Origin of the sequence: Sphingomonas sp. ID1715 (genome assembly GCF_013044515.1) — a bacterium.
Taxonomy (GTDB): domain Bacteria; phylum Pseudomonadota; class Alphaproteobacteria; order Sphingomonadales; family Sphingomonadaceae; genus Sphingomonas_B.
Genome location: NZ_JABEPR010000009.1, coordinates 22,604 through 35,131 on the forward strand (window position 1 = coordinate 22,604; position 12,528 = coordinate 35,131).

Below are 12,528 nucleotides of genomic sequence, written 5' to 3' on the forward strand. Positions count from 1 at the left end.
AGCTTAGAGGATGTAGAACATCGCTCCCACGAGGCCGGCCATGCAAACGTAGGCGAGGGCGTAGCCTATTAGACCGCCACGAGTGGGGTTCCCGTTTTCGTCGGTGATCATTTCGATCTCAGGAATCTCTTCCTCGACAATCGCGTAGATGGGACCGCCGGACAAATCCTTCGTTCGATTATATGTGTCGAGGTCGAATTTTGGGAAGCGCATGCTTTCTCCTGTGACGGAGAATAGCGGTTGGGGCGCTTTTCCGCAACCCTTGAGACGCGACTTATAGCGAGATTATCAAGTTTACAAAAAAACGATAAACCACCATAACCTCGCTATGGATGCTCGTCGTAACCCCTTCGCGCCTGGCGCCGGCACTCGCCCTCCAGAGTTGGCGGGGCGAGATGCGTTGCTTGAACGCAACGCGGTCGCGCTCGACCGAATCCGCGCGGGGCGCGCGGCACGCCCGAGCGTCCTCTATGGACTGCGCGGTGTAGGCAAGACCGTTCTGCTCACGACGATGCGTGACGCAGCCGAGGGGGAGGGCATGGCTATCGTCGCCATCGAGGCTCCCGAGAACCGTTCGCTCCCCGGCATCCTCGTGCCTGCCCTTCGGGCGACGCTGCTGAGGCTCGATCGCATGAAGCAAGCTTCGGACGGCGTTAAGCGCGCGCTTCGCGCGCTGGCCGGGTTCGCAAAGCTCAAGGTCAAATATGACGATCTCGAAGTGGGACTCGATTTCGACGTCGAGCCGGGCCTGGCCGACAGCGGCGACCTTGAAGCTGATCTCGCCGATCTGTTGGTTGCAATCGGCGAGGCGGCGCGAGAGAAGGGGTCAGCTGTGGTACTCGTCATCGACGAGCTCCAATATGTGCCTGAAGAGCAATTGGCCGCATTGATCAGTGCGCTCCACCGGGCCAGCCAGAAGCAGCTTCCCATTACAATGATCGCCGCTGGCTTGCCGCAACTCGTTGGGCAGATGGGCCGGGCCAAGTCCTATGCGGAGCGACTTTTCGAGTTCGTCTCCGTCGGACCGCTCGATGATCACGCCGCGCGCGATGCCATTCGGCTTCCAATCGAGCGGGAAGGCGAAGCTGTCGATGATGCGGCGTTGGACGCGATCTGCGAGCAGACCCAAGGTTACCCTTATTTCCTCCAGGAGTGGGGAAAGCATAGCTGGGATGCAGCTGAGGCGTCGCCGATCACCCAAGACGATGTTGCGGCGGCAACGCGTAGCGCGCTCGCGGAACTTGACGCCAGCTTTTTCCGCGTTCGGTTCGATCGTCTGACCCCTGCCGAGAAGCGCTATCTGCGCGCCATGGCCACTTTGGGCACTGGACCGCACAGGTCGGGAGATGTTGCCGATGCCTTGCACGTGAAGGTTTCAAGCGTGGCGCCGACGCGAAACAGCCTGATCGCGAAAGGAATGCTCTATAGTCCCGCGCATGGAGATACAGCGTTCACCGTGCCCCTGTTCGATGCATTCATGCGAAGAGTGATGCCGGAAGGATGATTTTTGAAGCACCGCCCCGAACGACCGGGGAAGGGCACCAAGCTATGAGTCATCGTTCCCTTTTGTGTCTTGGTTAACGTCAAGAGTGGATTTGACCGCCGCCAAGGAGCGACGTTTGGTGCGAAAATGAACGGGGCTATCTTCATCATCACGAGGTTCACGAGCGAAATTCACCAAGAGGAGCTGAGGGCCTGACCCAACTGCGCCCAACCTGTCTTCGGGGTTTCGCAAGGGGCAGTCGGTGAGGGACATACAGCCGCATCCAATGCAGGTTTCGAGGCGGTCACGCAGCCTCATGAGACTAGCTATCCGCTCGTTCAATAGCGTACTCCACTCGGCACTGAGCCGACGCCAATCCGTTGACGTAACCGGCCCCTCTGGAATCCGGTCAAGAAAATCCTTTAGTTCGGAGAGCGAAAGCCCGACATATTGGGCGGTTCTGATAATGGCGATCCGTCTCAATACGGATCGAGGATACCGCCTTTGATTGCCGGCTGTGCGCTCGCCCTTGATGAGGCCTTTCGCCTCGTAGAAATGGATCGTCGAAACCGCGACTCCGCTACGTTGCGCGATGGCGCCAACAGATAGAGGACGTGTTTTGTCAACAGTCATTGCAAAGACTCGTTACCAAATGTCGGTGCTAGAGCACCGGCAAACTACTTCAGGACTCAGGATGTGGTCATTTCTCGACCGCGCAGACCAAGCCCGTGCCGTGCATCCGCCCCTACATCTACGACGGCGACTATAATCCGGTGCGAGGCGTTTGGTCACTCCCGGCTTTACGGTATCGACGTGCCCGAATTCAGCACTTGCTCTGCGTGCGGGACAATCCCTACGATAGCCGCGAGAATTTGCGTACCTTGCTCGCGAGGGGCAATGTCATGTACCGCCAGCTCGACATCGACCGCTACGAACGACCAATCCTGCAATGCTGGAACATGGATGGCGATCTGTCGTGTCAGCAGGTCCAGGCAGGTCACGCCGTTCGCCGATACAGGCCGTTGCAATGTTCTTCCCGGAGATTATCGCGTCGTTCGATCATTAAAGCCGCGAGTGGCGGTCTTGCGGGAAGCCTCTTGCGGGGAAGGGGGACGCCTCGATCTCTTGGTATCGAGGCGTCAAGCCCGCTTTAGCTGTTGAGCCGGTCCTTGACGGCCTTCGCCACGCTGAAGGAGAGTTTTTTCGACGCTGCGATCTTGATGGTTTCGCCGGTGGCCGGGTTCCGGCCTTCGCGGGCGAGAACGTCCTTGACCTTGAACTTGCCGAAGCCGTTGAGGCTCACCTCTTCGCCTTTGGCGGCGGCGTCAGCTATTGCGGCGAAGACGAGATCGACCGCCTTGCGGGCATCAGCCTTGGTGGCCCCGGTCGCACCGGCGAGATGATCGGCAAGGTCGCTATTGTTCATCATGCTGTTCCTTCTGCAATTTTTCGGGATTCCTCTAATAGTGGCGAGGAGCGTGCGGCGCTATCTCAATGCTCGACCTTATTGAAGGATTCCGGCTTATTGGCCGGACAGGCCATGAGCGATAGTTTTTGCCGGCACCTAGTGGCAAACGCCGGTATCAGGCGTGTCCATAGTTGCGAATTTCGCAGTTGCAATATTCTATGATGCAATGCACAAGAGACGGGCCTTTCAGGCATCCTCTCCCAACTATCAAGCCGCCTCCTTGTGGGCGGCTTTTTTCTACCCGAAACAGAGTCGCCGACTCGACCTGAACGATGTGATCCGGCTGACCATGTCGCAGAACTGCTTCTCGACCTCGAATCGTCTCATCCACGGACCCTATTTGTACATGTCGGGTGGATAGAGCGTCACATACTGAAAATCGCTGTTGCGAAACCGCAAGGCTTCAATCTCCTCGGGATTGCCTGCCTCGTCGACCGCGATCGACATGGCGACGTCGATGGTAAGCTCGATCTCGGTCTCCCCGCTCTCATCCTCGAACGGGATAAGCACCTTGTCCTCGGAATCATACATCGCTTCATCCCAGTTGGGATGAGTGAAAGACACCAATGCTGCGACCTCGATCGTGCCGACCACAAGGATTGATTTACCTGCCTCACTTGGTTTGAAGGCGGTGAGTTTTTTCACTTCGACCGAATTGACGGTGATCTCGTCGATCTCCGCATCCATGACGTCGCTACTGTGCAGTCCCCAATTCGTAAGTTCCTGACTGACGAGGTCGACGATCTGTTCCTCCTGCGTCTCCAGGAAGGGATCGAGTTGCGGCGCGGCCATCTCGAGGCCAAGCGCCGCGAACAGTTCGGGCAACGACTTCACCAGCGAAATATGCTTCGCAGACCCGACCGGGCCATCAAAGTCGCCATCGTTCGAAACGATGATCACCGGGCTATTTCTCGACGCCTCCTTCTTGAGGCACTCGAAGGCAAAGGCGTCGGGGAACTGGTCCTTCTTGCCGTCGCCTGAGAAGAAACCTTCCCCTGCCGCATAGGCGCTGAACACTGCCGACGGCTTCACCTCGTCGATCTGGAGCGTCTTGGCCTCCAGCGCATCGAACATCTGCGTAGTCGACTCATCGTAGATCGATTTCAGCTTTGCGCGAAGCTCCGGCCGCTTGAGCGCGGGAAGCGCAACGCCGGTCGCTCCCTCGACAATCTTCCGGAAATGCGGCTGGCTGATCTCCTTGATCGCGTCGAAATCACTCTGGATGTACTTTTTGGCAACCTCGGTGATGGTGAGATCGGTGGTCAACACCGTTATCAGACCGGCATCGACAAGATCGACGACACGGGCGATTTCAGGCCCGCCTGGTGGTTTGCCGGCACTGATGACGATGTTCGCATCCAGGAAGACCTTCGGCGTTCTTTTGGTCGTTTTCTTCGCCATCGTCAGAGTAGATCCGTGTTGAGGTCATGTTGGGCAGATGCTTGACGGACAGGCAGCATTTTCTGGAACGTAAGGCTTGGTCAGTCCGCCACCCGTCCCCTATCGAAGCATCGCTTTGAACGTGCTGCTCGCCGAGGCTCCCGCATAGGCGTCGCGCGCGAGCTGTCCCAGGATCTCGGCCGCTTTGTCGGTTGCCCGATCGAGCGCAAGTTCCTTCTGCTGCTGGAGCGAAGGCACCCTATCGATGCGGACGTAGCTCGAGCCCAGGACGGACTGCACGAGGTCGAGCGACAGGCTCTCCTGCGCCTTCATCGTCCTCGACACGAGCTCGTCTTTTGCGATCAGCATCACACCGCCGCGGCGCCTGGGCGCACGCGGCACATCCCATCGCAGCTCTCCTGCGGTCCCGACGCTGATGAGGTCGATTTCCTGGGGCGTGCGCCCATAGCGCCCAAGCGCCCGCATCAGGGCGATACTATCCGGAGCGTTCGCGATCAGTCCGCCGTCGACATAGGAATGCCCGTCGATCACATGGTCGGGGAAATAGGTTGGCGCCGCGGAGGTGGCGAGGGCAATGTCCCGTAGCGAGGTTCCTTCGAGCTTCGGTGACATGCCAGTGGTTTCGTATATTGCCGGCGCCCAGGCGCCGAAATCGACCGCGGTCACGATCAGGGGTGTCTTCAGGCCGGACAGGGGCGTCTTTCCCGCTTCGCCAAGAACGGCGTCGATCGTCTGCGCGAGGCCAGCCGCGTCATAGCGCGAGCGCGCCAGCCCCCAGCGACCGAGTAAACCCCGCTTCGGGAAGATCGCCTGGCCGTGCTTCTCAAACGCGGCGCCGATCACGGCTGGGCGAATGCCTTGGGCCAGGCCGATGGCCACGATGCCGCCGATCGAAGTGCCGGCGATGATATCGAAATGGTCTTTGATCGGCTTTCCGATCGTCCGCTCGATCTGTTCGAGGATCCGAACGGTAAAGAGGCCACGATACCCACCTCCGGTCAGCGCCAGAATGCGGAACCGTTTGGCCGGCTGCGCGCGCGCACCTTCCCTGATCCCGACGTCGCTCTCGGTCATATCAAGGGTTCACCACCGTCAGCCCGCTGACGCCGCTATGGTAGGGCTGCGGATAGTCGACGAAGACAAGATTGGTAGCGAGAGCCGAGGCAACGACCATCGTCGTCGCCTCGCTGACCGGGATCACGGCACCGGCCGGGTTGGTGGCGATCAGCTTCTGAGCCCGCAGACCAGGCCACAGCATGGCGGCCTTTTCGTCGAACGGCACGATATTATCGAAGCTGCGCACCATGCCGACATAGCCGCGCAGCGCATCGCGGTGGCCTTGGCGTTCACCCGCCGGGCTTTGCTCGATGGCCAGCAGCGCCTGCCCGAGGGAAACCGCGCTCAGGTGGATCTCTCGGGCAGGCAGCGCATCGATCGAGGCCGGCGCCTGACCCGTGATCCGGTCAAGCAGGCATTGGGTCGAAAGAAGATACATGGCCGCTTAGGCGCTGGCCTGCTGCCAGGAAGCTTCTCCGGATCGGACAGTGAATTCCTGGCTGCTGTCGTCGTCGCTCTCGACATGGACGAGCTTTCCGCGTGACGGCTGGAACTGCGTGGCGGCAAGAAATTCTCCGGCGGAAATACCGCCAGCGGCTGCCTTAATGACATTCGCCAAAGCCGCAACCGAGAGGATCACGGTCTGCTCTCCCTTGTCTTTGCCGACAAGCTGAACCGATCCGTCACGCGCACGCGCAAGCAGCTTGGTGAAGCTGTCACGCGCGGCGCGAATGGTGATAGTGGCCATCGGAGCCCGACCTTCGAGCAGTTTGCCGAGTTCAACCTCTAGCTGATGCTCTGGAAGGGAGCAGATCCTCTCGATTCCGGCTAGAAGCTGCACGTCCATACCAACCAACCTTCGCTGCCAATGACGATGGTTATAGGGCGTGGCCACAAAATGTCAATGATTGTGGCCACGGGGCAGATGCATCGATCAATGACGGCTGCGTCACTTTACCCTTCAGGTACCGGTCGGGTAAAGTGACACGGATGGCAAAACGTCTTTCGGTCGTTTCTGTGAGCGATTGGGGGATTCACAAGAGTCGTGCTTTGTGCTTGATTCGTTCCATGCTTCAGTTCGATCTCTTCGCGCCATCGATCCCAACCCCGGCGCCAGCACCAGTAGTTGGCCTGCCGGATATCGTGCGCATCATCGCGGAGCACTCGGGTCGGCCGCGCTACACCTTCATGGTGCTCGATCTCATCGCCAGGGCCGCCCGGACGAACGGGGAGGCGGGGCCTCTGGTTCGAGAAGGCGAGGTTCTGGTGCCCATCCGCGAATGGCTGGCCGCGGCGATTGCGCCGAGCGGCGCGCGTCACCACCAGCGCCGGGCCACCGCCGATAAGGTCCGGGCTGCGCTCGCAGCCAAAGGAGAATTGCCGGGCGATCCGGTGGAGGCCGCGCGCCGCGTCGACGCGGAACTCAGCGAGCGCATCCGCGAAACCGGCATGACGGCGATCAGCCGGGCGGTGTCGGAGTTGGTGAAGGCAGGACTGATCAGACGGCATTACCAGGGCTTTTTCGTGGACCATGAGAACCGCGGTGCGCAGCGTCATGCGGTCTATACGGTCACGGATGCGGTCCGCGCCGCGCTTCAGCCGAGCATCGTGACCAGCGAAAACCGGCGGCAGCCTTATGTACGAGGCGCACACGCTCAGCCTCGAGCGGCTGCGGCGCGGTAGGATCGCAGCTTCACATTTCTCGGCGACGATCGGTTCCTGCTGGTCTCTCCAAGCGCATTCAATGGGCTTGGCGTGTGCACGACCCAGCTCCACAACGAGCCCGTGGTCTATAATCGCAAACGCCATGGCCGGTTCAAACTGGATGGCCGGATGTACGATTTCCGGATGCGGCCGTCGGTGCCCAGGCGGCTGTCCAAGGAAGTCCTGCTTGTCGACCTCCTCCATAACATCGACAGGCTGCCCGAGGACAAGGTGGCCATCCTGCCGCGTGCGCTTGCCAAGGCAGGGGAGATGAATAGCGCGCAGCTCGCGCGTGCGGTGAAGGAATACGGTTCGGCTCGTGCCGAACGGCTCCTCGCGCCCGTGCTGCGACCGTCTTAATCGGAAAGTGAAGCCCCTAAAATTCGGTGCGTAATCGCCTGCGCCTCTGCGACCAGATGGCTGTTCTTTTCCCTGTACAGCAGCTGGCCAATCACCGTCTCGACAGCCTTCGGGTTGACCTTCTCGACGACTTCCAGCGCCTTGCGGCATCGCTCATGGCCGCATTCACGCAATGCTGACACGACATAGTCGTCACCATGGTGCTCGGCGATGGCAGCAAGATCGAACATGTCGCGTGGCTGCAAGTTCCAGCCCCGGAAGTAAACTTTCTTCGCTGCAATCTCGGCCGGAGTTTCAAGGTCGACCGTCCGCCCCCTCACATCGTGGCGCTCACTGGAAACATCGAGGATGGCGGACGAACAAATGAAGTCGATCTCACCCAGTTCGTCAAAGGCGAGTTTGAGCGCCTGCGTCCCGTCGCTCTTATATTCGTCCGGCCGACGGGTCATTGCGAAATCCTGGATCTCTGGATTGAGAAAAGGCAGGATTTGCGGATCATCAAGGAAGATATCGATGTCGTGGCTTTCACGATGATCGATCTGGAGCATGAGCGCCGTCCCGCCGCCGAAGCTCCACGAGGGCACGAAGCCGACGTTCTCCTCGAATTGGGCGAAGATTTCCATCGCAAGATCGAACAGGACCGGCCACTGGCTTGGGCCGCGCTCGACCATGCGTTACGCCGCCAGCGGGAGCGCGTAGCCCGAGAGGTGGGAGAACTGGTCGGCGACCGCGCAGACCTTGTCGGCGTCGACACCCATTTCCTCGACGAACTGCAGCTGCAGAGCCGGGCTTACTTCCGAGAAGAAGGAAAACACGGGCGCGTTGAAATCGCTCGCGCTCTTTGGGTCGGCGATCAGCGCAGCGAGTTGATGCGCGGAAAGGTTCGCCCCATAAGGAGCGTTCACCGTCGCCAACACCAAGCTTACCGCCTTTGCCATTTCTAACCTGTACCATGATCTCGTGGATCGTTCAGCGCATATAGCGCTTCGGCGTTATCAAAACAAGAACGGCGCCAATCCGCTATCCGGCCAGGCGGGATGTGCAAGGCCGATTCTCCGCGTAAACCGCCCTCCCCGCGTGATTTTCTCACTTACCATAATGGGAGATTATGGTAAGTATAGGAGCGCGAAACCGGCAGGGAAGGGGCAAGTTCCGCAGATGAAGAAATTGCAGCAATCACGCGGCACAAATGTGCCGCGCATTGTGCCGCAGGCGACCGAGCGGCTGGCGTCACTCGGCGTCGGACTCAGGAACCTCGAACAGTTCGACCGCGAAATCCGCGATCTGGTCGGCGGCCAGGTGCATCATGGCGATCGGCGCGCTCTCCATATCAACGCGCTCGATCTTCCCGTCCTTCATCTGGACCAGGAAGCGGTCGCATTGCTCGAGCACGACCATGCGAATCCCGTCATCCTCGTCGAGCGTCAGCCGACGCACGCTTCCTTCATAGGCGATCCAGGCTCCGTCATGGCCGCTGGTCGTCCGCACATAACCGACGGCGACATGGCCGCCAGCCTCGACCTTCTGGACGATCGGCAACAGCCATCCGAAGCGCAACGGATCGGCCCTCGCCGTAATCGGCGATGTCCGGGCAATCGTTTCACAGATCCAGCCCATCAGCACCGCCAGTCCGAGGAAAAACAGCAGTTCCAGTTCGATCGCAAGCGAGGACAGCCCCTGTGGCGCATGGCCGCTGAGCAGCGCCTTATAAGGGTTGGGTTCGTAGGACAGCCTGATGAGTGGCTTCCAGGCCGCGATCAGTTCGTTGAGCGCGAAGATGCCAGCGCCGAAGACATGCGCGCCCAGCGCCAGCGCCACAACCAGGAAGATAGTGAGATTGGAGTTCGGCCGATCCGGTCGCGGCGAGACAAAATCGCGCGCTTCCCCGATCCGAAGTCCGAAATAACCAGCGAAGCCCGGAAGCAGCAGAACGAGCGCGCCGAGCAGCGCATATCCGAAGGTCATGCCAGCTTAGGCCGTTTCGGCGGTCTTCTCGGCCCTGGCGGCGCGAATCTTCTCGCGGTCGATGACATAGACGCCGTTGCGCTGGACGGCCGCCTCACGCGCTTTCCTCCAGCTCCCGAAGGTTTCATGGACCTCGCGGCCCAGTTTCAAGGCTTGTGCCGAGTTAAGCTGCATCATGTCCTCCAGAATGACATATAGCGAGCAATGGCTGAGAGTTCCACAAGATCCTCCGATATGGAAATCATCGTCGTCAGAACCGAGGACGCCGCACTGCCGATGCGGTCGCGGAACGCGGACGCCGAAACGGTCGATATGCGGTTGCTCCGCACGATCGGCGGCATCGTTCCCACAGATCTGCCGCCGATCAGCCAGCTCGGGCTCGAGACGACGCTTTCGGCCATGGCCGACGCGACCAAGGCGGCGATTGCCGCCGATCTCGATTGCTGGCGTGACTGGTGCGGCGAGGAAAGCCGAAAACCACTGCCCGCCGATCCCGAAGATGTGGTGCGCTATGTGAATGCGCTCGATGCCAGGGGGAAAAAGCCCGCGACCCTCGCGCGACGTATCGCGAGTCTCGGTTCGGTCCACCGCATGATGGGACTGACGGGCGATGCCGCGCCCACCGACGCGCCGATGGTGCGGGCAGCGCTCAAGGCCGTCCGCAGGCGCAAAGGTGCCCTCCAGCGCCAGGCAGCGCCCTTGCGGCTGGGCAAGGCACTCGATCCTCATGCCGCCAAAGGTTTTACCCTTGCCGCGCTGCTCGATGCCTGTGGCGGCGATTTGCAAGGGCTGCGGGATGCCGCCCTGCTTTCGCTCGGCTATGATGCCGGCCTGCGGGTCAGCGAACTCACCATGGTGGAGGCAAGACAAATCGATCCACAGGAGGATGGCTCGGCGACGCTTTTCATCCCTTACTCCAAGACCGACCAGGAACAGGAAGGCGCCTGGGCATGGCTTTCCGCGGAGACGATGCGGCGCGTCGGCGCATGGCTGGTTGCAAGCGGCATCGAAGAAGGCCCGCTGTTCCGCAGGGTCGGGGTCGATCGACGTCGCGCACGGGAAACCGTACCGGAAACTGCGCTCGCACGAACGACCTATTCCATCGGAACGACATCTCTAACCCGGCAGGGCGTCAACGGCATCTACCGCCGTGTGGCGCTCACGGCCTATGACAAGGGACTGGTTACGCTGGCTGTTGGCAAGCTGGACGACGCGATCCAGGCCTTGTCCACACATTCGCTGCGCGTCGGCCTTACCCAGGATCTCTTCGCGGCGGGAGAGGATGGCGCTGGCATCGCGCAGGCCCTGCGCTGGAGTTCGCCAACAACCGCATTGCGCTATGGCCGCAAGCTCGCCGTGCGCAGCAATGTTGCCGCACGCGTCTTGTCGCGGGTCCGTAAATGAGCTGCCAGCCCTGCCTTTCCAGGCCGGATTTGCAAAGACTCTCATATTGTTGGAGACTCCGACGAGGACGGTTTCCGAAGAAATCGAGGAGAATGAGTTTGCCGACCATCACGATCGAATTGAGCAAAGAGGATTCGGCGAACCTGGCCGAACTTACGCGGCGTTGTGTCGATGCAGATCAAGCACGAAATGGCGCAACGACTCATGGACCACTTGAGAGTGCCGCGGACCTTCTAACGATGCTGGCGCAGGATGCGGCGATGGTCATTCGCCGGCCCGGAAGCTGGGAAGGTGCCGGCATGGCTCGACTTCTCGCGGGTCACGGGTATGAGGTGTAGCGCGCCCGCCAAAAGCGGGGCGAAGATCTCGAGAGCGAATGAACGGCTCGTCCGAAGCGCAGCGCCACATGTTGCGGCAAGTGGATACCTGACAGGACCATCACATGACCTAGAACGGGTCTGGGCCTGTCTTGCGGCGGCGATTGAGACGGTCCCGGTGTCGAACCCAGCCTGAAGCGAACGGACGAAGGATAGAGGAAGGAATGTTCACGCTCGATGACGGTTTGGTCCACGCACAATCCGCCGGTACTTGCGCAGCCCTCTATTGTGCGAAACGCGTCCAACTTGGAGTGAAGGGGGATTGGAATATACCGCCGGTGATCGAGGCATGTCTGACGGGACCCTCTGCCCAGGCTTTGGCACTGGCCCACAGCATGCCTTACTGGAATTTGCGGAAACTTCACCGTGATAGGGCTCGCGTCGGCGTATATGCGCTCGTCCTGCGCTCGGGGAATCTGTCGGTTCGATGGCAGCCATTCGGTTGCGATTTCGATAGCAATATCGCCAGATTCGATTTCGAGGGGGACGATGATACGGACTGGATCCGTTCACCGATCCTGGGCCCGCAGGTTATGCAACGGCCGGACAATGAACTCTATTTCATCGAGGATTTCGCCGGCCTGATGCACCGCGTGGACCGAGCAGAGGAACTGTCGCCAAGGGAGCGGCTCCTTCTGGACATTGAGTGCGAAGCTCTCGTGGCATTGCTCAAGAATCTCATCGGAACCTTGTCCTGGTTCGTCAGGCCGATCTGGGAAGACACGATTGTCTGTCGATGGAAGCCCCGTCCGGAAGATAGCGGCAATAAGGGACTTCCAGCCTATCTTCTCCCTGGGCAGAGACACATTGCCGCGCTCGAGGTCCGAATGCGGCACGAGCTGGAGGCGAACTTCTTTGAGGGCATCCTGTCCTGGGCACTATCGCAACTGAAAATCGAAGAGGGAGATTTCTGTAGCGTGCTGGCTGACATCGATCCGAAAGAGCAGAGCCATCATGCGCGCAGCCAGCGCGTGAGCACGGCCATCAAAAACATGACCGGTGCCGGCGGCCCCAAGCGCGTGGCCCGCGCGCTTGGGGCGCTGAAAGCCCTGAACCGGCTTCCCAAAGGATGGTCTGAGGCCGTTGTCCCGAGAGAAGATGATCCTTGGGAAACCAGCATACAGCAGCACTTCGTGGACAGCATCAGCACAGCCGGCTAAATGCCAGTTGCGGCTCCTGGGCCACCGTACCTGCGTGGCGGTCGTAGACCCTCCTCATTGGATGAATGATAGACAGTAATTTCGCGCGCGACTTGGCGTCGATGGCGCGTTTCAACAGGCTGGCATTGTTCGTGGCCAGCACCTTGTTCC

18 protein-coding genes are annotated in these 12,528 nt (G+C 60.2%); 6 read left to right on the forward strand and 12 right to left on the reverse strand.

What is annotated here, in order from left to right:
• Positions 1 to 3 precede the first annotated feature (3 nt).
• Positions 4 to 213 (reverse strand): hypothetical protein, encoded by a 210-nt coding sequence (locus tag HJG53_RS16465; RefSeq protein WP_017184762.1) that lies wholly within the window; start codon positions 211 to 213, stop codon positions 4 to 6.
• 115 nt (positions 214 to 328) lie between these two features.
• On the opposite strand from HJG53_RS16465, the gene HJG53_RS16470 reads away from it, so the two are divergent.
• On the forward strand, positions 329 to 1,504 hold the full coding sequence (locus tag HJG53_RS16470) for an AAA family ATPase (RefSeq protein WP_026002697.1): 1,176 nt from the start codon (positions 329 to 331) through the stop codon (positions 1,502 to 1,504).
• A 42-nt stretch (positions 1,505 to 1,546) separates the two neighbouring features.
• On the opposite strand, the gene soxR is transcribed toward HJG53_RS16470, so the two are convergent.
• From soxR to HJG53_RS16505, 7 genes are all read right to left on the reverse strand, one after another.
• Positions 1,547 to 2,116: a redox-sensitive transcriptional activator SoxR gene (soxR, locus tag HJG53_RS16475; protein ID WP_081095122.1), complete on the reverse strand. Its 570-nt coding sequence runs from the start codon at positions 2,114 to 2,116 to the stop codon at positions 1,547 to 1,549.
• 167 nt (positions 2,117 to 2,283) lie between these two features.
• Complete coding sequence (locus HJG53_RS16480) at positions 2,284 to 2,484, reverse strand: hypothetical protein (protein ID WP_017184759.1); 201 nt, start codon at positions 2,482 to 2,484, stop codon at positions 2,284 to 2,286.
• Positions 2,485 to 2,633: 149 nt separating this feature from the next.
• On the reverse strand, positions 2,634 to 2,909 hold the full coding sequence (locus HJG53_RS16485) for an HU family DNA-binding protein (protein ID WP_017184758.1): 276 nt from the start codon (positions 2,907 to 2,909) through the stop codon (positions 2,634 to 2,636).
• Between the two features lie 378 nt (positions 2,910 to 3,287).
• Positions 3,288 to 4,352: a PIN domain-containing protein gene (locus tag HJG53_RS16490; protein ID WP_011950412.1), complete on the reverse strand. Its 1,065-nt coding sequence runs from the start codon at positions 4,350 to 4,352 to the stop codon at positions 3,288 to 3,290.
• A gap of 99 nt (positions 4,353 to 4,451) precedes the next feature.
• Positions 4,452 to 5,426: a CBASS cGAMP-activated phospholipase gene (locus HJG53_RS16495; protein ID WP_011950413.1), complete on the reverse strand. Its 975-nt coding sequence runs from the start codon at positions 5,424 to 5,426 to the stop codon at positions 4,452 to 4,454.
• Between the two features lies 1 nt (position 5,427).
• Positions 5,428 to 5,847 (reverse strand): hypothetical protein, encoded by a 420-nt coding sequence (locus HJG53_RS16500; RefSeq protein ID WP_011950414.1) that lies wholly within the window; start codon positions 5,845 to 5,847, stop codon positions 5,428 to 5,430.
• Positions 5,848 to 5,853: 6 nt separating this feature from the next.
• Positions 5,854 to 6,255, reverse strand: coding sequence for a hypothetical protein (locus HJG53_RS16505; protein WP_017184757.1), 402 nt, complete (start codon positions 6,253 to 6,255; stop codon positions 5,854 to 5,856).
• Positions 6,256 to 6,476: 221 nt separating this feature from the next.
• Here HJG53_RS16505 and HJG53_RS16510 point away from each other — a divergent pair, with 221 nt between their 5' ends.
• Both HJG53_RS16510 and HJG53_RS16515 read left to right on the forward strand, forming a co-directional pair.
• A complete protein-coding gene (locus tag HJG53_RS16510; protein ID WP_017184756.1) occupies positions 6,477 to 7,091 on the forward strand; it encodes a hypothetical protein in 615 nt (204 codons plus the stop codon).
• Between the two features lie 72 nt (positions 7,092 to 7,163).
• Positions 7,164 to 7,472 carry a hypothetical protein gene (locus HJG53_RS16515; RefSeq protein ID WP_011950416.1) on the forward strand — a complete coding sequence of 103 codons (309 nt, stop codon included), beginning with the start codon at positions 7,164 to 7,166 and terminating at the stop codon, positions 7,470 to 7,472.
• On the opposite strand, the gene HJG53_RS16520 is transcribed toward HJG53_RS16515, so the two are convergent.
• The 4 genes from HJG53_RS16520 to HJG53_RS16535 all read right to left on the reverse strand — a co-directional run bounded on the left by HJG53_RS16520 (position 7,469) and on the right by HJG53_RS16535 (position 9,614).
• Positions 7,469 to 8,143, reverse strand: coding sequence for a nucleotidyl transferase AbiEii/AbiGii toxin family protein (locus HJG53_RS16520; protein ID WP_011950417.1), 675 nt, complete (start codon positions 8,141 to 8,143; stop codon positions 7,469 to 7,471). The two genes, HJG53_RS16515 and HJG53_RS16520, sit on opposite strands and share 4 nt — an antisense overlap.
• Before the next feature lie 3 nt (positions 8,144 to 8,146).
• Positions 8,147 to 8,389: a hypothetical protein gene (locus HJG53_RS16525; RefSeq protein WP_242496070.1), complete on the reverse strand. Its 243-nt coding sequence runs from the start codon at positions 8,387 to 8,389 to the stop codon at positions 8,147 to 8,149.
• Positions 8,390 to 8,702: 313 nt separating this feature from the next.
• Positions 8,703 to 9,437, reverse strand: coding sequence for a hypothetical protein (locus tag HJG53_RS16530; protein WP_019054631.1), 735 nt, complete (start codon positions 9,435 to 9,437; stop codon positions 8,703 to 8,705).
• Positions 9,438 to 9,443: 6 nt separating this feature from the next.
• Positions 9,444 to 9,614 (reverse strand): hypothetical protein, encoded by a 171-nt coding sequence (locus tag HJG53_RS16535; protein WP_019054630.1) that lies wholly within the window; start codon positions 9,612 to 9,614, stop codon positions 9,444 to 9,446.
• 57 nt (positions 9,615 to 9,671) lie between these two features.
• On the opposite strand from HJG53_RS16535, the gene HJG53_RS16540 reads away from it, so the two are divergent.
• The 3 genes from HJG53_RS16540 to HJG53_RS16550 all read left to right on the forward strand — a co-directional run bounded on the left by HJG53_RS16540 (position 9,672) and on the right by HJG53_RS16550 (position 12,378).
• Complete coding sequence (locus HJG53_RS16540; protein ID WP_019054629.1) at positions 9,672 to 10,841, forward strand: tyrosine-type recombinase/integrase; 1,170 nt, start codon at positions 9,672 to 9,674, stop codon at positions 10,839 to 10,841.
• A 98-nt stretch (positions 10,842 to 10,939) separates the two neighbouring features.
• Complete coding sequence (locus HJG53_RS16545) at positions 10,940 to 11,179, forward strand: hypothetical protein (RefSeq protein ID WP_157410331.1); 240 nt, start codon at positions 10,940 to 10,942, stop codon at positions 11,177 to 11,179.
• Between the two features lie 203 nt (positions 11,180 to 11,382).
• Positions 11,383 to 12,378 carry a hypothetical protein gene (locus HJG53_RS16550; RefSeq protein ID WP_026150008.1) on the forward strand — a complete coding sequence of 332 codons (996 nt, stop codon included), beginning with the start codon at positions 11,383 to 11,385 and terminating at the stop codon, positions 12,376 to 12,378.
• The last annotated feature ends 150 nt before the right edge of the window (positions 12,379 to 12,528 follow it).

What these genes read in the sequence shown, in the direction of transcription:
- HJG53_RS16465 (WP_017184762.1), bottom strand. Translation starts at nt 213, where the DNA reads ATGCGCTTCCCAAAATTCGACCTCGACACATATAATCGAACGAAGGAT.
- HJG53_RS16520 (WP_011950417.1), bottom strand. Translation starts at nt 8,143, where the DNA reads ATGGTCGAGCGCGGCCCAAGCCAGTGGCCGGTCCTGTTCGATCTTGCG.
- HJG53_RS16495 (WP_011950413.1), bottom strand. Translation starts at nt 5,426, where the DNA reads ATGACCGAGAGCGACGTCGGGATCAGGGAAGGTGCGCGCGCGCAGCCG.
- HJG53_RS16535 (WP_019054630.1), bottom strand. Translation starts at nt 9,614, where the DNA reads ATGATGCAGCTTAACTCGGCACAAGCCTTGAAACTGGGCCGCGAGGTC.
- soxR (WP_081095122.1), bottom strand. Translation starts at nt 2,116, where the DNA reads ATGACTGTTGACAAAACACGTCCTCTATCTGTTGGCGCCATCGCGCAA.
- HJG53_RS16510 (WP_017184756.1), top strand. Translation starts at nt 6,477, where the DNA reads ATGCTTCAGTTCGATCTCTTCGCGCCATCGATCCCAACCCCGGCGCCA.
- HJG53_RS16500 (WP_011950414.1), bottom strand. Translation starts at nt 5,847, where the DNA reads ATGTATCTTCTTTCGACCCAATGCCTGCTTGACCGGATCACGGGTCAG.
- HJG53_RS16540 (WP_019054629.1), top strand. Translation starts at nt 9,672, where the DNA reads ATGGAAATCATCGTCGTCAGAACCGAGGACGCCGCACTGCCGATGCGG.
- HJG53_RS16505 (WP_017184757.1), bottom strand. Translation starts at nt 6,255, where the DNA reads ATGGACGTGCAGCTTCTAGCCGGAATCGAGAGGATCTGCTCCCTTCCA.
- HJG53_RS16470 (WP_026002697.1), top strand. Translation starts at nt 329, where the DNA reads ATGGATGCTCGTCGTAACCCCTTCGCGCCTGGCGCCGGCACTCGCCCT.
- HJG53_RS16490 (WP_011950412.1), bottom strand. Translation starts at nt 4,352, where the DNA reads ATGGCGAAGAAAACGACCAAAAGAACGCCGAAGGTCTTCCTGGATGCG.
- HJG53_RS16530 (WP_019054631.1), bottom strand. Translation starts at nt 9,437, where the DNA reads ATGACCTTCGGATATGCGCTGCTCGGCGCGCTCGTTCTGCTGCTTCCG.
- HJG53_RS16485 (WP_017184758.1), bottom strand. Translation starts at nt 2,909, where the DNA reads ATGAACAATAGCGACCTTGCCGATCATCTCGCCGGTGCGACCGGGGCC.
- HJG53_RS16550 (WP_026150008.1), top strand. Translation starts at nt 11,383, where the DNA reads ATGTTCACGCTCGATGACGGTTTGGTCCACGCACAATCCGCCGGTACT.